This window comes from Alphaproteobacteria bacterium (assembly GCA_040216735.1).
GTDB lineage: Bacteria > Pseudomonadota > Alphaproteobacteria > SHVP01 > SHVP01 > CALJDF01.
This window is the reverse complement of the sequence record JAVJOO010000004.1, coordinates 206,645-227,665: the sequence shown is the minus strand read 5'-3', so window position 1 is coordinate 227,665 and position 21,021 is coordinate 206,645. Positions and strand designations below refer to the sequence as shown.

General features: G+C 63.4%; 21 protein-coding genes. 14 read left to right on the top strand and 7 right to left on the bottom strand.

Annotation, left to right across the window (positions count from 1 at the left end; translation table 11 throughout):
- Positions 1 to 75: 75 nt before the first annotated feature.
- The 4 genes from RID42_11440 to RID42_11425 all read left to right on the top strand — a co-directional run bounded on the left by RID42_11440 (position 76) and on the right by RID42_11425 (position 2,458).
- Positions 76 to 663, top strand: a complete 588-nt coding sequence (locus RID42_11440) for a GNAT family N-acetyltransferase (GenBank protein MEQ8248280.1) — start codon at positions 76 to 78, stop codon at positions 661 to 663.
- Between the two features lie 74 nt (positions 664 to 737).
- Positions 738 to 1,520, top strand: coding sequence for a sterol desaturase family protein (locus RID42_11435; GenBank protein MEQ8248279.1), 783 nt, complete (start codon positions 738 to 740; stop codon positions 1,518 to 1,520).
- 275 nt (positions 1,521 to 1,795) lie between these two features.
- On the top strand, positions 1,796 to 2,029 hold the full coding sequence (locus tag RID42_11430) for a hypothetical protein (GenBank protein MEQ8248278.1): 234 nt from the start codon (positions 1,796 to 1,798) through the stop codon (positions 2,027 to 2,029).
- Positions 2,030 to 2,092: 63 nt separating this feature from the next.
- Complete coding sequence (locus RID42_11425) at positions 2,093 to 2,458, top strand: Rap1a/Tai family immunity protein (GenBank protein ID MEQ8248277.1); 366 nt, start codon at positions 2,093 to 2,095, stop codon at positions 2,456 to 2,458.
- On the opposite strand, the gene RID42_11420 is transcribed toward RID42_11425, so the two are convergent.
- Positions 2,459 to 2,878, bottom strand: a complete 420-nt coding sequence (locus RID42_11420; GenBank protein ID MEQ8248276.1) for a hypothetical protein — start codon at positions 2,876 to 2,878, stop codon at positions 2,459 to 2,461.
- Positions 2,879 to 2,961: 83 nt separating this feature from the next.
- On the opposite strand from RID42_11420, the gene RID42_11415 reads away from it, so the two are divergent.
- The 3 genes from RID42_11415 (at position 2,962) to RID42_11405 (ending at position 6,074) form a co-directional block, all read left to right on the top strand.
- Positions 2,962 to 3,378 carry a secondary thiamine-phosphate synthase enzyme YjbQ gene (locus tag RID42_11415; GenBank protein MEQ8248275.1) on the top strand — a complete coding sequence of 139 codons (417 nt, stop codon included), beginning with the start codon at positions 2,962 to 2,964 and terminating at the stop codon, positions 3,376 to 3,378.
- A 129-nt stretch (positions 3,379 to 3,507) separates the two neighbouring features.
- Positions 3,508 to 5,784, top strand: coding sequence for a S8 family peptidase (locus RID42_11410; protein MEQ8248274.1), 2,277 nt, complete (start codon positions 3,508 to 3,510; stop codon positions 5,782 to 5,784).
- A complete protein-coding gene (locus RID42_11405) occupies positions 5,769 to 6,074 on the top strand; it encodes a hypothetical protein (protein ID MEQ8248273.1) in 306 nt (101 codons plus the stop codon). The genes RID42_11410 and RID42_11405 overlap by 16 nt, the downstream gene beginning before the upstream one ends.
- A 34-nt stretch (positions 6,075 to 6,108) precedes the next feature.
- On the opposite strand, the gene RID42_11400 is transcribed toward RID42_11405, so the two are convergent.
- Positions 6,109 to 7,002: an SPOR domain-containing protein gene (locus RID42_11400; protein ID MEQ8248272.1), complete on the bottom strand. Its 894-nt coding sequence runs from the start codon at positions 7,000 to 7,002 to the stop codon at positions 6,109 to 6,111.
- 261 nt (positions 7,003 to 7,263) lie between these two features.
- On the opposite strand from RID42_11400, the gene RID42_11395 reads away from it, so the two are divergent.
- Positions 7,264 to 8,196, top strand: coding sequence for a DMT family transporter (locus tag RID42_11395; GenBank protein ID MEQ8248271.1), 933 nt, complete (start codon positions 7,264 to 7,266; stop codon positions 8,194 to 8,196).
- A 46-nt stretch (positions 8,197 to 8,242) separates the two neighbouring features.
- Here the strand turns inward: RID42_11395 and RID42_11390 are convergent, their stop codons facing one another.
- The 3 genes from RID42_11390 to RID42_11380 all read right to left on the bottom strand — a co-directional run bounded on the left by RID42_11390 (position 8,243) and on the right by RID42_11380 (position 12,295).
- Positions 8,243 to 9,994: a thiamine pyrophosphate-binding protein gene (locus RID42_11390; protein MEQ8248270.1), complete on the bottom strand. Its 1,752-nt coding sequence runs from the start codon at positions 9,992 to 9,994 to the stop codon at positions 8,243 to 8,245.
- Positions 9,995 to 10,009: 15 nt separating this feature from the next.
- Positions 10,010 to 11,206, bottom strand: a complete 1,197-nt coding sequence (locus tag RID42_11385; GenBank protein ID MEQ8248269.1) for a class I SAM-dependent methyltransferase — start codon at positions 11,204 to 11,206, stop codon at positions 10,010 to 10,012.
- Between the two features lie 72 nt (positions 11,207 to 11,278).
- A complete protein-coding gene (locus RID42_11380; protein ID MEQ8248268.1) occupies positions 11,279 to 12,295 on the bottom strand; it encodes an NAD(P)-dependent alcohol dehydrogenase in 1,017 nt (338 codons plus the stop codon).
- Between the two features lie 116 nt (positions 12,296 to 12,411).
- Here RID42_11380 and RID42_11375 point away from each other — a divergent pair, with 116 nt between their 5' ends.
- Positions 12,412 to 13,173 carry a tyrosine-protein phosphatase gene (locus RID42_11375; protein MEQ8248267.1) on the top strand — a complete coding sequence of 254 codons (762 nt, stop codon included), beginning with the start codon at positions 12,412 to 12,414 and terminating at the stop codon, positions 13,171 to 13,173.
- Here the strand turns inward: RID42_11375 and RID42_11370 are convergent, their stop codons facing one another.
- On the bottom strand, positions 13,174 to 14,046 hold the full coding sequence (locus RID42_11370) for a metallophosphoesterase (GenBank protein ID MEQ8248266.1): 873 nt from the start codon (positions 14,044 to 14,046) through the stop codon (positions 13,174 to 13,176).
- A gap of 211 nt (positions 14,047 to 14,257) precedes the next feature.
- Between RID42_11370 and RID42_11365 the strand changes: the two genes are divergently transcribed.
- The 5 genes from RID42_11365 (at position 14,258) to RID42_11345 (ending at position 19,295) form a co-directional block, all read left to right on the top strand.
- Complete coding sequence (locus tag RID42_11365; GenBank protein MEQ8248265.1) at positions 14,258 to 15,517, top strand: ABC transporter substrate-binding protein; 1,260 nt, start codon at positions 14,258 to 14,260, stop codon at positions 15,515 to 15,517.
- An 84-nt stretch (positions 15,518 to 15,601) separates the two neighbouring features.
- The gene (locus tag RID42_11360) at positions 15,602 to 16,552 is read left to right on the top strand and encodes a sugar ABC transporter permease (protein ID MEQ8248264.1); all 951 of its coding nucleotides are present in this window, start codon (positions 15,602 to 15,604) and stop codon (positions 16,550 to 16,552) included.
- Positions 16,553 to 16,561: 9 nt separating this feature from the next.
- The gene (locus tag RID42_11355; protein ID MEQ8248263.1) at positions 16,562 to 17,380 is read left to right on the top strand and encodes a carbohydrate ABC transporter permease; all 819 of its coding nucleotides are present in this window, start codon (positions 16,562 to 16,564) and stop codon (positions 17,378 to 17,380) included.
- A 3-nt stretch (positions 17,381 to 17,383) separates the two neighbouring features.
- A complete protein-coding gene (locus RID42_11350; protein ID MEQ8248262.1) occupies positions 17,384 to 18,508 on the top strand; it encodes an ABC transporter ATP-binding protein in 1,125 nt (374 codons plus the stop codon).
- Positions 18,509 to 18,518: 10 nt separating this feature from the next.
- On the top strand, positions 18,519 to 19,295 hold the full coding sequence (locus tag RID42_11345; protein MEQ8248261.1) for a tyrosine-protein phosphatase: 777 nt from the start codon (positions 18,519 to 18,521) through the stop codon (positions 19,293 to 19,295).
- Positions 19,296 to 19,373: 78 nt separating this feature from the next.
- Here the strand turns inward: RID42_11345 and groL are convergent, their stop codons facing one another.
- Positions 19,374 to 21,008, bottom strand: coding sequence for a chaperonin GroEL (groL, locus tag RID42_11340; protein ID MEQ8248260.1), 1,635 nt, complete (start codon positions 21,006 to 21,008; stop codon positions 19,374 to 19,376).
- Between the last annotated feature and the right edge of the window lie 13 nt (positions 21,009 to 21,021).

The following is a 21,021-nucleotide window of genomic DNA, read 5'->3' as shown; positions in this document are numbered from 1 at the left end:
TAAGCGGATCGCCGTCCGTTGTCGCGCGCGCCAAAACGTGACCGCAGCGGACGTCCGGAGGTGTAGACTATCGCCATGGTTCGGCTGCGCCCTGCTACCCCCGACGACGCTTCGCCCATTGCGGCGGTCCACGTCGCGACGTGGCGCGACGCCTATGCCGATATCCTGCCGCGCGAGATGCTGGTCGGGCTCTCCGCGTCCTGCCACACCGAGCGCTGGCTCAAGACGCTGCGGCAACGGCGGCGGCGCGAAAACATCACCGTTGCCGTCGCGGACAACACCGTGGTCGGGTTCGCAACCGCGGGCCCGGCGCGGCGCCACTGGGGCACCGACGCCGGCGAAGTAACCATGCTTTACGTTCTGGGCGACTACCAGGAACGCGGCTTGGGCCGCGCCTTGCTGCGCGACTCGTTTGACGCGTTGCGGCGCCACGGCATGACGCGCGCGCTGGTGTGGGTCGTTGCCCAAAACCCCGCCCGGTTTTTCTACGAGGCGATGGGCGGCACCGCGCGGCACAATCGCCGCGAGCACCTGTGGGGCACGACCGTCGCCACCGTAGGTTATGCCTGGGACGACCTCGACGCCGCGGTCCGTGCGCTGGACGCAACGATGGCTCGCGCCGCGAACGGCCCCGGCCACCTTCCCCCCGACGCGCGACCGTAACCGCCGTGATTGGGTTTTTGGAGCAAAACGAGCCGACGGTGCGGCTGGGCGCTTTTGTCGGCGTCTTGGCGGCGATGGTCTTGTGGGAAGCGCTTGCGCCGCGCCGGGCCGATGTCACCCGCCTAGTGCGCTGGACCAACAATCTCGGCATCGTCGTCTTGAACACGGCGGTGCTGCGGTTGGTCTTTCCGGCCGCCGCGGTCGGTTTCGCGGCCTACGCCCAGGGTGCCGGATGGGGGCTGCTCAATGCCATCGATGTGCCGTTTTGGCTGTCGTTGGCGGTCGCGCTGATCGCCCTCGATGTGGCGATCTATGTCCAGCACGTCCTGTTCCACGCGGTGCCGTTGCTGTGGCGCCTGCACCGCGTCCATCACGCCGATCGCGGTTTCGATGTCACCACGGGTCTGCGGTTTCATCCGGTCGAGATTCTACTGTCGATGGCGATCAAGATCGGCGTGATCGCGGCGCTGGGTCCGCCGGTGGTGGCGGTGCTGATCTTCGAGGTCGTGCTGAACGCCACCTCGATGTTCAACCACGGCAACGTGCGCTTGCCCCGATCCGTCGATGCGGCCCTGCGGCTGGTCGTGGTGACGCCCGACATGCACCGCGTGCACCATTCGATCGTGCCGCGCGAGACCAACAGCAATTTCGGATTCAGCGTGTCGTGGTGGGACCGGCTGTTCGGCACCTACCGCGCTCAACCCGCGGCAGGCCATACCGGCATGACCATCGGGATCGAGCAATTTCGCACCGACCGCGACCGCTGGCTCGACCGCCTCTTGATCCAACCCCTGCTCGGCCCAGCCTCGGGCTATCCGATCAACCGCGACGATCCGCCGGACGCGCCGCGGGAGTAGAACCCGGCCTCAGTCTCCCGCGACCATACGGTAGGGGTTCCAAATCCCCTAGGCGAATCCCCTGCCGACCACGCTACATCTTGTAGGCGTTCCAGGTCGCCCGTGTGACACCGATCACACCGGCCAGCAAATCCCGCCCCAATCGGGGCCGGTTAACCAATTCTTCATTCCCATCGTTAACCATGTTCGTTAACCATAGGCCTTAACCATGGTGTGCCGCAGGGAGGCGCGCTGTGGGGAGGCCTTAGAACGAGGCTTAGCGGAGGAGAATCCTAATGGCCGAGACCCTTGGGCTCGCAACGTCGTCCCATTCCCGCGCGGCGCGCAACGCGCCCCGCCCTGCCCTTGAGGTCCAGGACGACCACACCGCGGTGGCGGGCCGAGTTGGCCCCGTCGTCGCACCGCCGCCTGTTATTCTATCGGGTGCGCTGGCCAAGCTGAATCTCTTCGAAAATCAACCCCGCCGGGTCGAGCCGATCTATCCGGCGACGCGTGGACGGCTGGTGTAACGCGCCGGCCCAGCGCCCCCTAGGGGTTGCATCGAAGGGGAGACGGCGGCAGGGTTGCCGTCTATGCCATTCAAAATCACCACGATCACCCGCGTCGCGGCGCTGGCACCACTCACAGCGCTCCTCCTCCTGATGACGCCCCTTCCAGCGGGTGCCGCACTTATGACGGGAAAGACGCTGCTCGAAGCGTGCAGCGAACCGTCTGGATCGGTCCGGCGCAGCATTTGCCTGGGCTATATCGCGGCGATTTCAGATGCGCTGGGCAGCGAGGGTGTCGGCAAACGCAAAGCGTGTTTCGACAAAGACGCCAAGCTGTCAGCGATGCGCGACGCCGTTGTCGCGCATCTCGAGAAGCAACAGAGCGCGGCGGACAAACCAGCCGCCGACGGCGTCACGGTCGCACTGGTCAACCGCTTCGCTTGCCGATAGTTATTTTTCGAGTCGCGTCGCAGTCCAGGTGCCGCGGCAGTTCTCGATGTCAACTTGGGCGTCGAATTTCCCGCTTGCCGTATTGCCCTCGACTTGGCCGCTAGCCGATCCATTAACAAAACTGTTGAAGGCTTGGATCGAAATCTGGCCGGTCGGCGATACCGTACCGGTCAACGGAATTGCGCCCACTTGGCCGTGGTACAATTGACCCACAATCTTGCCGCCGGTAGCGGTGGAGTTCTTCCATTCGACACCGTCGCATTGAACGTTGCCGCCCCGCATGCGCAGGTTGAATTTCCACTCACCATCGAAGCGTTCGGCTCCTGCGCCTTGGGCGATCGATGCGGAGATCGACGCCAACAACATCATGAGAGCTAGGACAAGCGAAGCGAACCAATACGTGCTGAACGAGCGGACCATGGGCCACACCTCCCTTACCGATTGCGCGCTGCATCAGAGGGTGAGCCAATTTTTGCTGCGGATCAAATGCCATTAGACTGTCCATGAGACAATTCCAACATCAAATGGCGGTCCGCGCGTCTCGGCCAGGGTTGTTCGAGATCACCGATACCGTGCGGTCCTGGGTGGCTGGGTGTGCGACGGACACCGGCCTGTTGACGTTGTTCATCCATCACACTTCGGCCTCCCTGACGATCCAGGAAAACGCCGACCCCGATGTGCTGCGCGACCTCGAAACATTCTTTGCCACGATCGCGCCCGAAAGCGGTCGCTACCGGCACCGAACCGAAGGACCGGACGACATGCCGGCCCATCTTCGGGCGGCGTTGACCCAAACCCAGATCGCCGTGCCCGTCAGCGCGGGGACGTTGGCGCTTGGCCGGTGGCAGGGAATCTATCTCTTTGAGCACCGCCACCTGCCCCAAACCCGCCGCATCACCCTGCATTTGATCGGCGACTAAGCGCGACCGCCGCCGAACGCGCCGCGCCGCGGGAACGCTTCATCCGTCGCCGCCCACGCCCTCCCTCGGACAAAGGAAAACGACTATCGTCCTTCCATAGGCGAGACATTGGCATCAAGGGGCTCGAACATGGCGACCGTACGTTCCGATTCCGCAAAATCTATTTCGCTTTTGATGGCCCTGGGCGCCACGCTCTTCCTTGCCGCCTGTGGTGGCGGCGGCGGTGGCGGTGGCGGCGGTGGTGGCGGCGGCGGTTCCACCAGCGCCTTCAACACCACCGAGTTTCAGACCAACTACGGGCTCGCCCGTATCAGCGCCCTTAAAGCCTACGACAACGGCGGGACCGGCGCAGGGATCACGGTTGGGATCATTGATTCCGGGATCGACCTCAGCAACACGGAATTTACCGGGCGGATCGCCGCCGCCTCCAAGGATATCCGCGACAACTCAAACGCGCAGGACACCGATGGGCACGGCACCCAAATCGCCGGCATCATTGGCGCGGCGCGCAACAACGTAGGGATCCACGGCGTAGCGTTTAGTTCGACCATCCTCGCCGTTCAAGTCACGGACAACACAACGGTCGCGTTCAGCGATGCCGCGACGGCGATCGACTATGCCCGGAACAATGGGGCCACCGTCCTCAATCTGAGTTTCGGGGCCAACGGCGTGACGGCGGCGTTTCAGAACGCGCTCCAAGCCGCGGTCAACGCAGGCATCACTGTCGCCGTTGCCGCAGGTAATTCGAGTACGGCGCAGGCCGAGTTCCCGGCAAGACTTGCGAACTGCACCGGGCAGGCCCTCGTTTGCAACGGCTTCAATGCCCAGGGGAACATGATTGCAGTTGGGGCGAGCGACACCAACAACGCACTCGCGAACTTTAGCGCCCGGGCCGGCGATACCGCCTCGGCGTTCCTGGTCGCGCCCGGCGTAAGCGTCGTCACCACCGCCCTCGGCGGCGGCACGACGACGGTGAGCGGCACGTCCTTTTCAGCCCCGCACGTCGCCGGTGCGCTGGCGGTCATTCGCCAGAAATTCCCGACGTTGACGTCCTCGCAAGCCGTCAATTTGTTGCTGAGTACGGCGACCGACCTCGGTATCTCCGGCACCGATACCGTTTTCGGCCGCGGCCTCTTGAACCTCGCCGGCGCCTTCTCCGCCCAGGGACTGGCGGTCCTGCCCACGGGCAGCAACATCGGCGGCAGTTCGGTGCCGCTGGGCGGTTCGACCGTCAAGTTGGGGGCGGCCTTCGGCAATGCCTTGAAGACCAATGACCTGCTCGGCAAATCGATCGTACTCGATTCCTATAGGCGGCCCTTCAACACGGACCTCGGCAGCGTCGTCCTGGGCGGGACCGTCGATCCGGGGATCGCCCATTTCGTCGCGCCACCCGAGGGGCGCCACCAAACCGTCTCGACCGGCGCCGCCGGCGCGCTGTCGCTGTCGATGGTGCCCGCGTTCCGCTCGCGCAGCGATTTGCTCGAATTCGGCAACGTCCGTCCGGACCGCGACACGGAACGTGTCGACTCCGCATTCTTTTCAGGATCCTTCGGTAGCGCCACCGACCTTTCCGTGGCGCTGAATGCGTCGAGCGTTCAGTTGTTCAATGACATCGCTGCGTTCGCCGGTGCCTCCAGTCCTTTCCAGGGGCTCGAATTCGCGAGTGCGCCGCAGCTCACCTTGGTCGACCGAGGCGATGGCGCCGGCGCTTCCTATTTCCTCGATCCGCGCACCCGGGTGACGCTCGGCTTCATGGAGAGTGCGGCAGACCCGGTAACCGGCGCGCCTGGCAACAGCCTGATGCAGGCCGCCCTCACCCACGGCCTCTCCTTCGGTCCAGTCCTCCGGGTCGGCATCGGCCGGACCCACGAAACCGCGGCGCTGTTCAACACGACCGCTAGCGGAGCGTTCGGGGCGGTCGGCGACACCGACGGGACATTCGTCAACGTGGGCGCCTCGATCCCGATAGGTACCGGACTGGCCGCGCACGTCAGTTACACCGACGTGAGCGCTGAGGTTCTTTATGCCAGTGACGGATACTTGAAAAACTGGAGCGCGGTGCGGGCCAGTGCATTCTCAGCCGGCCTGACCCGGCAGGGTCTGTTGCGCAAAGGAGATAGCGCCGGGATCGCGATCTCTCAGCCGCTGCGGGTCTACGGTGCGCGGGCCGACCTGACAATCCCGGTCGGTACCGATCCAGTACCGGGCGGCGCGATCCACTATCAAACCGAGCGCGTCGACGTGACGCCGAGCGGACGCGAGATCGATCTACAACTCGCCTATCGCTGGAAGCCGACCGACATCTTGAACGCGGCGACCTACGGTGTGGTGATGATGAACCCGGGCCACGACGAGGCGGCCAGGACAGCGCTCGGCGCGGGGGTACGGTTATGGTTCGACTTCTAGGCGCGGGCCTGGCGGCCGCCGTCCTGATGGCCGCGGCGTGCGCTGACGACCTTGGTGCGGACGGCACTACGCAGAAGGGCAACGGGCCGGTTCAACCCGCGGCAGGGATTCCCTCGAACGCAATCGCGATCGGCGACGACGTCTACATGGTCCCGGTGGGCCCGGACGCCGAGGGCTGCGTTATGTACCGGGCCTTCTCGCCGACCAAGGCAGTTGCCCAGGTCATCAAATACCGCACCCGCGACGGGCGCTACGTCTCGGACAATCGGGAGACGGGATGCCCTCCCTAGGGGCGACGAAGGGCGATCGAGCGGCCCCGAGGCCCTAGCGCGACGCGACCTGGATCTGCGTATCGGCGGGTAACCGGAGCGCCCAGATTCCCTTGACGCCTTGCGCACTAAAGGCCGCACGCGCCGCCTTGATGTCGCCCGAGGCGAACGGACCCGCGACCACGCGGTACTGAACCCGATCCTTCACCGTGGTTTCGACGATCCGTAGATCTTCGTTGGTCAGATTGGCGATGTGAACGACCGCTCGCTCGCGGTCGCGAAAACTGCCGACTACCAGGTGCAACGTACGATCCACCGACGGGGAAGCGGCCCGCCGCGGCCCAGCAGCCGGCTGCGACCGTAGGGCAGTGGTCGCGATCGACGATTTGCCAGCAGCGGGGCCTGACGCGGCGACCGCCCGTGGGACAGCGTCCCAGGGCATCGCGGCAAAGAGAGCATCCGAGACGGTGGAGGTTGGGGCCACGGAACCAAGCGACGACCTCATAGCGTCGCTGGCAGCGCGGCGATCCGGGGCGAAGGCTTCAGGTGGTTCTACCGCCAGTTCCTGCACGGTCGGCGGCGCCAGCGCGGCGACTGTGACCGGGCCCACCGGGTCGGCGGGGACGATCGCAACCGCGCCGGTCGGCGAGATCGCCTCGGCAACGGTCTCGACGCCGGAAATCGGCGTGCCCGCGAGCGCGATTTCCGTGTCCGCGCCCTCCTTGGCGGCAACGTCTCCGTGGTCGATCTGGCAAACTTGCTCCCCTTTTGCGGCGCGGAACATGATGCAGTCGCGCTGCGAGACCGAGGAAAGTGCGTGATCGGGAAGGGTCTTGCCGGTTTGGACGTAACTCACCCCGCTCAGAGCCAAGGAAGCCATGGTAATAACCGGCGGGGCGACGCAGGCCGGTAACGTGAGGAGCGCGGCCAAGAGGAGCAGTTTTTTCATCGGATATCCAAGCCCTTGTGCCTTTTCGCTACGACGCGCCCAGATGTTGAATCAAAGCGAGTCTCGCGTCTAGTAAAAAATATGTTTTGTTTCAGTTCGTTATGGATCAAACCTGACAATAGAGTCGACCTTGGTGCCCTAGCCCTCTGTTATGAAGCGATACAACGGAATTTTGGCAACGCCGCCCCGCGACGAGTGGCTGGACGACACCCCAGGGTTCACGCATTGTGACCGGCCCAACCCGCAGCGAACTGGCTTGATATGAGCGCCGACGCCCCCGCCGATCCATCCAAAGACGCGACGACCGGCCAGCTCCAGATCTGGGGGTCGACGGTATTGATCGCGACCTCTTTTCCGGTGGGTCAGGCGATCGCCAGCGGCCTCGATCCGGCGGTACTAACGTTGCTGCGCTTTTTGGTCGCCGCCCTACTGTTCGCGCCGATCGTTGCGTGGCGCTACGGCCTGTCCTGGCCCGGGTGGCGCGCACTGGCGGGCTATGCCGGGATCAGCCTGTGCATGACCGGATTCTTTTGGTCGATGTTCGAGGCGCTGCGCTACACCACGGCGCTCAACACCGGGACGATTTTCGTGCTAATCCCGAGCATCGCGGCGGTCTACAGCTTCGTATTACTGGGCGACCGGTTGGGCCGCTACCGGCTGACCGCATTGGTTCTCGGCATGCTTGGCGCGGTCTGGGTGATCTTCCGCGGCGATATCGACCGGCTGCTAGGTCTGCAGTTCAATCGCGGCGACTTGATTTTCCTCGCCGGCTGTTTCGTCATGGCGGCCTATCCGCCCCTGGTGAAAAAGCTCCACCGAAAGGAACCGCCGGCGATTGTCGCCTTTTGGTCGGTCCTGACCGGGTGCGTTTGGTTGACGCTGTTTTCCAACGTCAAGCTGGTTCGGACCGATTGGGCGGCCATCGATTCCGGAGTGATCCTAGGGATCGTCTACCTCGCGGTCTTCACCACCATTCTCAGCACCTTCCTATTCCAAGCGGCGACCATCAAGCTCGGGCCCAACCGCGTCGCCGCGTTCTACTATCTCAACCCGCTGCTCGTGGTAGCGATCGACTGGATCATCGGCAAGGGCCTCCCGCCGATGCGGGTTCTCCCCGGCGTCGCCATTGCGCTGGCCGCGACGCTCGTGTTGCAACGCGCGGCGCGCGTCAAACCGGCCCCTGCAGCGGTGTAATTGCGTCACAGCCCGGTCGAAAATCTCGCAGCGCGGCTAACGCGGCTCAGCCCGATCGGTCGGCCCAGTGGGCCTTCCGGGTTTCTTCGACATCGCTATAGATGATCGTCGCTAGATTGCGATTGGCCATGGCCGATTCGGGTTCGGGACAGATGACATCGAGGACGGTCGGCTTGTCGCGCCGGGCGAAGGCGCGGCGCAGCGCCGGGCCGAGGTCGGCCGGTGTCTCGATCCGCTCACCGTGGCAGCCGTAGCCCTGGGCGATGGCGTCGTAGCGCACGTCGCCGAAGGTCGCGTTGATGGTACGGCCGATCTGGCGCGGTTGGGCATGGTGTTCGTTGCCCCATACGCCGTTGTTGGCGATGACGGTGACGAAGCGGTTTAGCCCGGCCAGCACTGCGCCGTTGTATTCGGACGGATAAAAGCCGAAAGAGCCGTCGCCCGTAACCATCACGACAGGTCTCGGTTCCGTGCCGGTTTCAGCGGCGATTTCGCGGGCACCGGCGGCGATGCCCAACGCCAGCGGCGCCCCCATGCCCATCGACCCCAGCGGGAAGTGATCGGCGTAGCCGCCTTCGCTTTGAATTCGCATCACGCCGAACATCCATGACAGGATCGAGGCGCCGTCGTTGACGAAGATCGCGTCGGCCGGCATGTGGGCCATGATTTCGCGGCCGATACGGTAGGGATGAATCGGGCCGTTGTCGGCACGGCCGAGCGCATCGATCGCGGCCAGACGCTCCGCCATCGCGTCCTTGAGCCACGCCGGGCGACCGATATAGCCGCTCGCCGTAAGGGCGTCGGCGAGCGCGGTCGCGGTCAACGCCGCGTCGGCCACCATGCCGACCTCGACCGGGCGGTTGCGGGCGATCTCGTCGGCGTGGACATCGACTTGGATCATCGCCGCGGCCGGATCGAAGCGCGGTGCGAGACCGTAGCCGAAGCGTTTACCCATGCGGAGCCCGAGCCAAACAACAAGATCGGCGTGCTTCGCCGCGGTCTGGGCCAGCGGCCAAGACCACCCGAGCGCCTCGTCCTCGGGCACGAGCCCGCGCGCCATGGCATTGGTCATGACCGGGATCTGCAACACGTGGGCTAGGCGCCGCAGCGCCGGACCGGCCCCGGCACGGGCCGCGCCGGTACCGGCCAGGATCAAGGGCTGTTCGGCCGCGGCAATCAGGTCGGTGGCGCGGGCGATATCGTCGGGCCGGGGCGCGGGCTTTGGCGTTGCCCTAACCGGCGTATCGAGATCGGTGCCGGGGACGACGGTTGCGGTCAGAAAATCCTTGGGGAAGGACAGCACCACGGGACCGGGGCGTCCCGCTAGGGCGCGGCGGCAGGCCGCATCGACATATTCGCCGAGCCGTTCGGGCGCATGCACCGTGCGGGCCCACTTCACGATTGAGCGCACTAGGGCGAGTTCATCGTGATCGATCTGGTGTTCGGGTTCGGTCCAGGTATCGGGTTCACGGCCGACCAGGATGAGAACCGGCGAACAGGCCTCGAAGGCCGACGAGATGCCGGTGATCGCGTTCGGCATGCCTTGGTCGACGTTGATCATGGCGACGCCGACCTTGCCGGTGATTCGGCTGTAGCCATCGGCCGCGCCAACGGTGGCGGACTCGTGGCGGCTCGGGACGATCTTGACGCCACCCCTGTCGAGCTCGTCGAGCAGCACGGTTTGCGATGCACCGGCGAGGGCGAAAACCGTGCGCACGCCATAGCGACCGAGCACGCGGGCGACCACCTGTGCGCCCGTCAGACGGTTCGATTCGGTGTCCGATGGAGCGGCGGGCACGGCGCGCCGCTCGGCTTAGCGGTGGGCGCCGAAGATGATCCCGCGATTGAGCGACGATGCCGCGGGATCGTCGCAAACGTCGGGAAACGCCGGGTTGCCGTCCTGGCCGATGGTCATCCATACGGCGGTCGCATTTTGCGACGGGAACCCTGCGCCACGCATTAGGTCGCGCGGGTTTTGGTCGTGCAACTTCCCCCAATAGGGTTCGGCATTATATCGGGTATCCCAATCGTGCATGAACTGGTCGTGCAGATTGAGGCCGATGTCGAACTGCGGATCGGCGTGCATCGTCACCCCGCCTGGCGCGAGAACGCGGTTGGCCTCCTTGAGAATGTTCCGCGTCGCTTGCGTCGCAGTTTCATGGAGCAGACCGTGCGAGACGACCAAATCGAAGTGGCCGTCGGGGAAATTGGTTGCTTCCGCGCTTTGCTGCGAGAAGTGGACTTTCTTGCCCAAATATTCGGCGCGCGCGTGGCCGTAGCGCAGGCTCGGCGCACCGACATCGATGGCATAAACCTCCGCCTCGGGAAACGCCTCGGTATAGGGCAAGGTCGATCCGCCGATGGTGCAGCCCATGTCGAGAATGCGGCGCGGCTTCAGGTCGGGATAGCGGCTCTTGATGTAGGCAATGGTGGCCCGGCCTTGATACTCGAGAAAGAGCCCAAAGGGATTGTCGGGACGATCGTTGATGTCGTGGGCGCTCCGGCCCAACAAACCCGCCACATAGTAGTAGGCACCACGATCATAGATCGCGCCCGAGTAGACGTCGTCGGCGGTCAGATCGGTATGGTACCCGCCCGGCATGCAGTGAATGTCGATCTCGCCGTTGTAGCGCGGCACTTTGAGACTGGGGTCGAGGGTCAACGAGCCGAGCGGTTTGGCGATTTGCGCGCGGGCAATCAAGTCAGGGAGCTGACGCTGGACGCTCTCACCGACCCCGTCCCACAGCATCTCCTGAATGGTGCGCGCCATGGCGCTCCACATCTTGGTGGAGGGCTCGCGCTCCATCAGCTTGCGCACTTCGTGGTGGTCCCGCGGCGCGCGCCCGGCCTCCTTCTTGAATGCCGGTAGCGCCTTCTTTTCGTACACCGCCGCATCGACGGGGTAGACCTGCTCTTCCATGTGGATCTTGAGATCGACGACGAATTCCTGGCGGGCCAATTCGTCGTGCTGGGCCAGCGGCATCATCGGATGGGCAAAGGGCTGTTTCATGGCGGGCCTCCCCTAGTTGACCCGCAAAGTCTACGGTCCCGCGGCGCCCCGGTCCACCGAAGCGGCGCGGGATCACGGAATCTCGATGCAGACCTTGCCGAAATGGCGCCCCGCCATGAGGTGTTCGTAGGCTTCGCTCGCTTGCTCCATCGGGAAGACGCGGTCGATCACGGGCTTGGTCCCGTGCAATGCCATGGCGCGTAGCATCGTCGCGAGCCCCTCGGTCGTGCCCACGGTCACCCCCTGCAAGCGGATGTTGCGCGACCCGATCAACGGGATCAGCAGGTCCGACTTGGCCCCGGCGAGAACGCCGACCAAGCTGACCATGCCACCCGGCCGGATCGCGCGCAGCGTCTGTTTCATGGTGCCGGCGCCGCCCACCTCCATGATGTGATCCACCCCGCGACCACCGGTCAGCTCAAAGGCGGTCTTGCCCCAATCGGGATCGGCAACATAGTTGATCGTGTGATCGGCCCCGAGGTCGCGGACGCGGGCGAGTTTCGCGTCGCTCGACGAGGTGGCGATCACCTCGGCACCGGCGAGCTTGGCGAATTGCAGCGCGAACAACGAGACGCCGCCGGTCCCCTGGACCAACACGACGTCGCCCGGTTGGGTCGCGCCCATCGTCACGATCCCGGTCCACGCGGTGAGACCCGCGCACGGCGTACTGGCTGCCTCGATATCCGACAGGGCATCGGGCGTGGGAACGAGACCGGATTCCTTAAAGACTCGAAGCTCGCACAGGGTTCCGTCATGGGCGCGGCCAAGATCGTCGTCGAGCAACGCCTGGGTCGGGCGACCGCCGACCCAACTTTGAAAGAAACTCACGGTGACGCGCGCACCGGGCTTGAAGCGCGTCACGCCCTCGCCCACCGCGACAACCTCGCCGGCCCCGTCCGAGAGCGGGACGAGATCGGTTTTTTTCTGGCGCGAACCGTAGCCGCCGGTGGTGACCAGCGTGTCGCGGTAGTTGAGTGCGGCGGCGCGCAGCCGCACCAGCACCTCGCCCGGACCGGCGACGGGATCGGGACGCTCCACCAGTGTCAGGCTTTTCGGCCCCCCTAGGTCTTTCAGTACAACCGCCTTCATCTGCCCTAGCTTCCTGTTCTTGGAGGCTGGGAGCATAACGGGCGGCGTGCAGGAAATCACACCGCGTCCTGCAAAGGTCGTTCGCTTTTTATTGCCAGCGGCGTAAATTGGGCGCCATGTCGACCGGAACGAACCAACGCCAAGTACCGCTTGAGGGCGCCAGCAATTTTCGCGACCTCGGTGGGTACCGGACCGACGAGGGCCGCCAGGTGCGTTGGGGTAAGGTGTTTCGCTCCGGGGCGCTCGACCGCCTGACCGACGGCGATCTTGCGACCCTGTCGGCCCTGGGTTTGCGGACGATTTGCGATCTGCGGCACCCCGAGGAGCAATCGGCGTTCCCCACCCGACGGGCAGAACAGGCGCCGCCGACAATTCATAGCCTACCGATTCGACCCACCGTGCCCGGCAACTACCGGGAGCGGATCGAGGCGGGCGACCCCGAGGCGGGCGAGCTCGCGCTGGCGTATATGAGCGAGGCGTACCGCTGCTACGTGCGCGACCACACAGACGCCTATAGCGCATTGATGCACACGGTTGCCGACCCTGCCAATCATCCGTTGGTCTTTCACTGCGCGGCGGGCAAGGACCGTACCGGATTCGCGGCAGCCCTCATCTTGATGACGCTGGGCGTTCCCGAGGAAACCGTGATCGAGGATTATCTCGCAACAAATACCTACTGGACGGAAAGCGGTCTCCGGGTTCAAATCGACCTCCCCGAAGCGGCGCGCGATCAAATGAAGGCCGCCAACACCGTTTTCCTCCGCGCCGCGATCGACACCCTGCACGAGGTCCACACGTCGCTCGATAGCTACCTGACCCGCGGTTTGCGAATGGATAGAACGACGGTCGCGCAATTGCGCGACTTGCTGCTGGAGTAATCAGGCGGCGGCCGGTGCAACGCCGGCCTCTCGCATTTTCTGCCGGATGTCGCCATAGGCGGCTACGTCGGTGATCAACGTATCCTGCATACCCTCCGCCCGACCGTAGTCGAAAGTCACCCGATCATCTTCGAACGCGTAGGTGACGAATCCGACCCGCTTGTCACCCAAGCGCGGCTGGAGATCGTCAGGCAGGATGAACGCCGTGGAGGGACACCAGACATGATCGATGCCGCCGTAGCTAAAGGATCGGTATTGGTGTACGTGGCCGCACCCGATTACCTTAACCTGCGCCCGTTTCATCAATCCCAACAGCCGGAGGCGCGGTTTGAGCGGCACGTAGCGATGCTTTGCCGTGTCGACATCGTCGGGACGATCCTTGAATAGCGGCTTGTGGAGGAACACCGCGACCGGCCGCGCACCGGCGTCGGCGAAAACGTTATCGAGAAAAGCCCACTGCGCCTCCTCCGCCGCCAAGCCTGTATCGAATAATTGAGCATTCATCCCGATGAGCAACCAATTGCCAGCATTCATGGACCAGAAGCCGAGGCCGAAGCGCCGTTCGTAGGCGTGCATCCGGGCCGACGTGACGGGTTGCTTGGGCGGATGCGTTGGGTCGGTCGGATTGTCGCCGAGGTCGTGGTTGCCCGGAATGGTCCGTAGCGGCGCAGCCAATCGGGCATGCTGTTCGGCGGCAAACGCGAGGTCGTCTTCGACATCGGGCCCGTTGAGCGCGATATCGCCGGTGTTCAAGACCAAGTCGGGTTTCAGGCCGTCGATATGCGCCACCACCGCATCCCAATTGGCGACGAAATGCGGATTGGCGCGGCTGAGGTGCGTATCGGAAATTTGAACTACGCGAAAGGCGGTCATCGGATGCTCCTTTGGGTTTCTTCCCTTGTCGCAAACGTCGATGGCACCTGGATGACGCGCGAATGACATTTTAGGCGGCGAGCGAGTCGCATCGTCGTCACAACACACTCAGAAAAGAGTCACACGGCGTTCGCCGATATGTCACCCGATCCGATCACGGTGCCAGCGTGCAACCCGCACGACATGCAATTCCGATCCGAGGAGCGATCCGATGACTAGGATTCTTAGGGGCGCCGCATTCGCGTTGCTCGCCACGATTTTCACAGCAGGCAACGCCAGTGCCGTCGAAATCGTCTTCTACCACTATCAGCAAGGCGGAAATTACCAAGTCTTCCGCTCCATCCTCGACGATTTCGAAAAAGCCAATCCAGGCACCGAAGTCACCGACGTTTTCAAGCAGTCGTCGACGATTACCGCCGACGTGCAGGCCGCGCTCGCCGCGGGTCGACCGGTCGACGTCGCCACGGTGATCGGCAAGAACATCATTTTCTTCTTGAACAACACCCCTGCGGTCCCGCTCAACAACGATGGCGACACCGCATGGCTCGACGCTTACTTGCCGAACTTCCTCGACCTCGGCCGGGTGGGCGACAAAATCTACGCGATCCCGCACGCCTACGGCACGCCGATGATCTATTACAACAAAGACATTTTCCGCGAAGCGGGCCTAGATCCGGAGAACCCACCCAAGACCTGGGATGAGGTCTTCGCGGCGGCCAAGCAGATCAAATCCAAAACCGACAAATTCGGTGTGGCACACCTACATGCATCGATGGGCGACTATGGCACCATGGTGATGGTGACCAATGCCGGTTCGACTTATTTGACCAAAGACGGCACCGAGGCGGGATTCGACGACGCCAACGGGATCGCAATTCTGCAAATGTGGCAAGACCTCGCGACCAGCGGTGTGATGCCGGTCGCCAACGACCGGCAGTGGGGCTCGGCATTCCAGGGCGGCAAGATGGGTATGTATCTGACCTCGAGCGCCGCGTTGCGTGGCTACATCGCTGCAGCCAAAGACACCTTCGATCTTGGGGTCGCGAACTATCCCCAATGGAAAGACCAACCGAGGCGCGTCAACAATTCCGGTGCAGCACTGATGTTGTATGCCCCCGAGGGCGAACGGCGCGAGGCGTCGATGAAGCTGCTGCGCTACATTTCTCAGCAGACGGTTTCGAACAAGTGGTCGCGCGAATCCGGCTACATGCCGGTTATCCAAAACCCGGAAAACGATCCTGAGATGAAGGCCTACATCGAAGGCTTTCCCTATGTCCAACCGGTGATCGCACAAATGGCGGACACGGTACCTACCGCGACGTGGCCCGCGGTCGGAACGCTCGAAGCGCAAACTACGATCCGAGCGATGCTGGACGAGTTGTGGGCCGGCAAACGGCCAGCCTCGGAAATCGTGCCGGAGGCGGTGGCCCGGGTTAATGCGGCCCTCGCACCGAACAAGAAGACCAACTGAGCCGCCTGTAGCGGACGACGACAACTAGGGGGCGGCGCCGGCAACGGACCGCCCCCCACCTTGCGACCCCGCACGGGAGACGATGTGACCATTACCGGCACCAACCCAAGCCCCGCCCTCGGCGCGGCGGGCCTGTGGCAAACCACGGCCCGAGCGCTTCGCAGCCGGGCGGCTACGCCCTACTACTACCTCGCGCCGATCCTGGTGCTCCTCGGCATCTTCACCTACTGGCCGTTTATCCATACGATCTTTCTCAGCTTTACCGAGTGGAACCTGAACCCGGACGTGCCGATCAAGTGGTCGGGGACATCGAACTTCGAAGGCATCATCAAGAGCCAGCTCTTCTTAGATGCCCTGCGCAACACCGTCATTTACGTCACCGGATCGATCCCGTTGAAGGTCCTGTTACCGATCCCGATCGCGGTCTTTCTGTGGAGCCTCGGCAGCGGGGGGCACATATACCGGTCGCTCATTTTCCTGCCGACGCTGTTCAGCTTTGTCGTGGTCTCCGTCGCATTCCTTTGGATTCTCAACCCGATCGGCGGCCATGCCCAGCAATTCTTCGCCATGTTCGGTATCGCCTTCCCCAACGTTCTGGCGGCACCGAACTCTGCCCTGTGGACGATCCTGCTGATCTCAACCTGGAAAGTGATCGGCTTCAACACGTTGCTCTATCTGGCGGGCCTCGCCAGCATCAACCGCGACTATATCGAGGCGATGCGGATCGACGGTGCCGGCGACTGGACGATTCTGCGCCATCTGATCTGGCCGTTGCTCACGCCGACAACGTTCTTCGTGCTGATCGCAACGGTGATCTTTTCGATCCAGCAGGTCTTCACGCCAATCGACCTCCTGACCGAGGGCGGACCGGCGAACGGGACCACCAACCTATTCTACATGGTCTACCAGTACGCCTTCGTAACCTTCAACGTGGGCTACGGCGCGGCTGGTACAGTCATGTTGTTCGCCCTCCTCCTTGTCATCACGCTGTTCCAGGTGCGGATCCTGGATCGCCGCGTGCACTACCAGCAATAGGCGGTTCAGATGCAACTGAGCATTCCCTGGCGGGTGGTTGGGCACACGGCGCTGTTGCTGATCTGCCTGTCGATCCTGATCCCCATGGCTGTCACGATCAGCACCGCTTTCAAACCGGCCAACGAGGTCTATTCGATCTCGCTATGGCCGGCGTCACCGACGCTCGACAACTTCGTGCGCATCTTTACCGATACGCCTTTCGGGATTTACCTGTGGAACAGTACCGGCACCACGGTATTGCGCGTGGGCGGACAGTTGCTGATCGCCGTGCTGACCGCCTATGCCTTTGCGCGCTGGGAGTTCCGCGGGCGCGACGCGATCTTCGCCCTAGTACTGGGCGCGATGATGATTCCGCACCAACTCACCATGATCCCGATCTATATTCTGGTCGCGCGACTCCAGTGGTTCGATACCTGGCAAGCCTTGATCGTCCCCAACCTCGCCATGCCGTTTGGCGTGTTCCTGCTGCGCCAGCACTTTCTGAGTTTCCCGAAGGAGTTGTTCGAGGCCGCTGAGATCGACGGCGCCGGCCATTGGCGCTCGCTCTGGCTGGTGGTGATCCCCAATTTGCGCCCGGCCTTGGCGGCGCTGACCATCATTTTGTTCATCGACACTTGGAACGAATACTTCTGGCCGCTCCTGGTCACCGACACGCCGCATTCGCGGACCATCCAAGTCGGGCTGCGCCAATTCCTCCAGGAAGAATACGACGACTACGGCGCGCTGATGGCCGGTATTACGCTAGCCAGCCTTCCCGCCCTTGCGATCTTTTTCTTCTTCCAACGCCAGGTGATGGAAACCTTCGTTTCGTCCGGCATCAAGGGGTAGACCATGGCAACCATCTCGTTCCGCGGCCTAGGTAAAATGTTCGGCGACTTTGCCGCGGTGGATTCGTTTTCACTGGATGTCGCCGACGGCGAGTTTGTCGTTCTGGTGGGCCCCTCGGGTTGCGGCAAGACCACGTCGTTGCGCATGCTGGCGGGCCTGACCCCGCCGACCTCCGGTGAAATATGGTTGGGCGACCGTGACATCACCAACCTTGACGCCAAGGATCGCAATGTCGCGATGGTCTTCCAAAACTATGCGCTCTACCCGCACATGACGGTCTTCGACAACGTCAGTTTCGCCCTCAAACTGCAACGGCGCAGCAAGAGTGAAATCGACGGTGCCGTGCGCCGCGCCGCCGGCCTTATGGGAATAGACCAACTCCTCGAACGGCGGCCCCGTGAACTATCGGGCGGACAACGGCAGCGCGTTGCCGTCTGCCGCGCGATCGTGCGCGACCCCGAAGCGTTCCTGTTCGACGAACCCCTGTCGAACCTCGATGCCAAACTGCGTACCAGTGCGCGGGCACAAATCCGCAAGCTACAACAGCAGCTCGGCGTCACGACGGTGTACGTGACCCACGATCAAGTGGAAGCGATGACGATGGCCGACCGGATCGTCGTCATGAACGACGCAGTGGTCCAGCAGGTCGGCCCACCGCTCGACATCTACGCCCGGCCGGAGAACGTTTTCGTCGCCTCGTTTATCGGCAACCCCGCAATGAACCTCGTACCGGGCATAGGGACTGCGGGCCCAAGCTCCGACGCCATTGTCGCGGGGGCCATCGCGCTCGACGTTGCCAACGGGATCGGAGGCGACGGGCTAACCCTGGGGTTTCGCCCCGAAGATGTGGTCCTCAGCGCCGATTCCTGCCGCGACCCGATCACCTTTCGCGCTGAAGTCAACTACGCCGAGGCCCTTGGATCGGAAACGCTGCTCCACCTCGAAACCGAGGCGGGCGACATCCTTTCGCGAATTCCTGGGGGCGTCGCGGTTCGCGCCGGCGCCGCGATCGACTGTTTTGTCGATGCGAGCGCTTTTCACGTCTTCGCTGCGGACGGCCGACGCCTCGATGGATGGCGGCGCCACGCTACCGGCGACATTTCACGGCAAACCTCAACAGCGGCATAGGCGGCACTCCATGAACATCACCTCCGACATACCATCAGCACCGACGCGCCGTGTCGCGCTCGAAGGCGCCAGCAACTTCCGCGATCTCGGCGGCTACGAAACGCGCGGCGGGCAAACGGTGCGCTGGCGCACGGTCTTTCGCTCGGGTGCCTTGGACCGGCTCACCGATGGAGACCTCACGTCGCTCAAAGCAATAGGTCTGCGCGCTGTGTGCGACCTACGCCACGACGACGAAGTTAAGGCGAACCCAAGCCGACTACCCCAAACCGACCCGCCGATCGTCTTCAATCTGCCGATTCGAACCGCAGCCAACGGTCGGTTGCGCGCATTGCTCGAGCGGCGCGACCCGGACTCGGCGCAGGACGTTCACGAAACACTCACCGAATCCTATCGCTGCTATGTCCGCGACCACACCGATGTTTATGGCGACCTGATGCACCGACTCGCGGACGCCGACAATCACCCTTTGGTCTTCCACTGTTCTGCCGGCAAGGACCGTACCGGATTTGGCGCAGCCCTGGTCTTGATGACGCTGGGTGTGCCCGAGGAGACGATTTTTGAGGATTACCGGCTGACCAATACCTATTGGACCGAAGGCCGCCAGCGGGTACCTGGGATCCTGCCAGACGCATTGCGCGACGCTGTGATTGCCGCGAACGATGCCTACCTGCGCGCCGCGATCGACACGCTGCACGAGGTTCACGAGTCGCTTGACGCCTATCTCACCCAGGGTCTGCGGATGGAGGGCGCAACGATCGCGCGACTGCGCAACCTGCTCCTGGAGTAATTGTGGTGGCGCCGGTTTAGGGCCAGCAAAAAGGGCGCCCGAAGGCGCCCTTTTTCGTCTCTCAGTGGGCAGGATTTCTTAGAAATCCATGTCACCCATGTCCGCGCCCGGCGTCAGGGCGGGGCTGTCTTTTTTCTCGGGCTTGTCGGTCACACCAGCTTCGGTGGTGATCAACAGGCTCGCAACCGACGCTGCGTCTTCGAGCGCGGTCCGTACGACTTTGGCAGGGTCGATAATGCCCCACTTGATCAAGTCGCCGTAGACTTCCTTTTGCGCATCGAAACCGAAGCTGCGGCTGTTTTGCTCAAGCAGTTTGCCAACGACGACGCCGCCATTGACGCCGGCATTCTCGGCGATCTGCTTGACCGGCGCTTGCAGCGCCTTCCGTACGATATCGACGCCGATCTTTTGGTCTTCGTTGTCGACCTTGATCTTGTCGAGGCCGCGGCTGGCGTACAGCAACGCCGACCCGCCACCGGCAACGACACCCTCTTCGACCGCAGCGCGGGTTGCGTTGAGCGCGTCGTCGACGCGGTCTTTGCGCTCCTTCACTTCGATCTCGGTGGCGCCCCCGACCCGGATCACCGCAACACCGCCCGACAATTTGGCGAGACGTTCTTGCAGCTTTTCCTTGTCATAGTCGGAGGTCGTGTCTTCGACCTGGGCACGAATTTGCGCGCAACGGCCTTCGATATCGCCTTTCTTGCCGGCGCCGTCGACGACCGTGGTCTCCTCCTTGGAGATAGAGACCTTCTTGGCCCTGCCGAGCATGTCGAGCGTGACATTCTCAAGCTTGATCCCGAGGTCTTCGGAGATCACGGTGCCGGCGGTCAGGATCGCCAGATCTTCGAGCATCGCCTTGCGACGATCGCCGAAGCCGGGTGCCTTCACGGCGGCGACCTTCAGGCCGCCACGCAGCTTGTTGACCACGAGGGTGGCCAGGGCTTCGCCCTCGACGTCCTCGGCAATGATCAAAAGCGGCCGGCCGGACTTGGCCACGGCCTCGAGCACCGGCAGCATCGCCTGCAGGTTCGAGAGCTTCTTCTCGTTGATGAGGATGTAGGGGTCTTCCAGGTCGACGAGCATTTTCTCGGCGTTGGTCACGAAGTACGGCGACAGGTAGCCGCGGTCGAACTGCATCCCTTCGACGACTTCGAGCTCGGTCGCGAAGCCCTTGGCTTCCTCGACGGTGATGACCCCTTCTTTGCCGACCTTGTCCATCGCCTCGGCGAGGATTTGACCGATCTCAGCTTCGCCGTTCGACGAAATGGTGCCGACCTGGGCAATCTCGTCGTGCCCTTTGATCTTCTTGGCGGCACTCTTGATATCGGCAACGGCGTTCTTCACGGCGAGATCGACGCCGCGCTTGAGGTCCATCGGGTTGGCGCCGGCGGCAACGGCCTTGGCACCTTCGCGAACGATGGCCTGGGCCAGTACGGTCGCAGTCGTGGTGCCGTCGCCGGCTTCGTCATTGGTGCGCTGCGCCACGTCTTTGACGAGCTGGGCGCCCATGTTCTCGAACTTGTCGGCAAGCTCGATCTCTTTTGCGACCGTCACACCGTCTTTGGTGATGCGGGGTGCGCCGAACGACTTGTCGATCACGACGTTGCGGCCCTTCGGACCGAGCGTCACTTTGACCGCGTTGGCAAGAACGTCCACGCCGCGGAGCATCCGCTCGCGTGCGTCGTTGCCGAATCTAACTTGTTTCGCCATTGAGTTTCTTCCT

Excerpts from the sequence above, each read along its gene's own strand:
- RID42_11440 (MEQ8248280.1), top strand. The coding sequence starts at position 76 with ATGGTTCGGCTGCGCCCTGCTACCCCCGACGACGCTTCGCCCATTGCG.
- RID42_11435 (MEQ8248279.1), top strand. The coding sequence starts at position 738 with ATGGTCTTGTGGGAAGCGCTTGCGCCGCGCCGGGCCGATGTCACCCGC.
- RID42_11430 (MEQ8248278.1), top strand. The coding sequence starts at position 1,796 with ATGGCCGAGACCCTTGGGCTCGCAACGTCGTCCCATTCCCGCGCGGCG.
- RID42_11425 (MEQ8248277.1), top strand. The coding sequence starts at position 2,093 with ATGCCATTCAAAATCACCACGATCACCCGCGTCGCGGCGCTGGCACCA.
- RID42_11420 (MEQ8248276.1), bottom strand. The coding sequence starts at position 2,878 with ATGGTCCGCTCGTTCAGCACGTATTGGTTCGCTTCGCTTGTCCTAGCT.
- RID42_11415 (MEQ8248275.1), top strand. The coding sequence starts at position 2,962 with ATGAGACAATTCCAACATCAAATGGCGGTCCGCGCGTCTCGGCCAGGG.
- RID42_11410 (MEQ8248274.1), top strand. The coding sequence starts at position 3,508 with ATGGCGACCGTACGTTCCGATTCCGCAAAATCTATTTCGCTTTTGATG.
- RID42_11405 (MEQ8248273.1), top strand. The coding sequence starts at position 5,769 with ATGGTTCGACTTCTAGGCGCGGGCCTGGCGGCCGCCGTCCTGATGGCC.
- RID42_11400 (MEQ8248272.1), bottom strand. The coding sequence starts at position 7,002 with ATGAAAAAACTGCTCCTCTTGGCCGCGCTCCTCACGTTACCGGCCTGC.
- RID42_11395 (MEQ8248271.1), top strand. The coding sequence starts at position 7,264 with ATGAGCGCCGACGCCCCCGCCGATCCATCCAAAGACGCGACGACCGGC.
- RID42_11385 (MEQ8248269.1), bottom strand. The coding sequence starts at position 11,206 with ATGAAACAGCCCTTTGCCCATCCGATGATGCCGCTGGCCCAGCACGAC.
- RID42_11380 (MEQ8248268.1), bottom strand. The coding sequence starts at position 12,295 with ATGAAGGCGGTTGTACTGAAAGACCTAGGGGGGCCGAAAAGCCTGACA.
- RID42_11375 (MEQ8248267.1), top strand. The coding sequence starts at position 12,412 with ATGTCGACCGGAACGAACCAACGCCAAGTACCGCTTGAGGGCGCCAGC.
- RID42_11370 (MEQ8248266.1), bottom strand. The coding sequence starts at position 14,046 with ATGACCGCCTTTCGCGTAGTTCAAATTTCCGATACGCACCTCAGCCGC.
- RID42_11365 (MEQ8248265.1), top strand. The coding sequence starts at position 14,258 with ATGACTAGGATTCTTAGGGGCGCCGCATTCGCGTTGCTCGCCACGATT.
- RID42_11355 (MEQ8248263.1), top strand. The coding sequence starts at position 16,562 with ATGCAACTGAGCATTCCCTGGCGGGTGGTTGGGCACACGGCGCTGTTG.
- RID42_11350 (MEQ8248262.1), top strand. The coding sequence starts at position 17,384 with ATGGCAACCATCTCGTTCCGCGGCCTAGGTAAAATGTTCGGCGACTTT.
- RID42_11345 (MEQ8248261.1), top strand. The coding sequence starts at position 18,519 with ATGAACATCACCTCCGACATACCATCAGCACCGACGCGCCGTGTCGCG.
- groL (MEQ8248260.1), bottom strand. The coding sequence starts at position 21,008 with ATGGCGAAACAAGTTAGATTCGGCAACGACGCACGCGAGCGGATGCTC.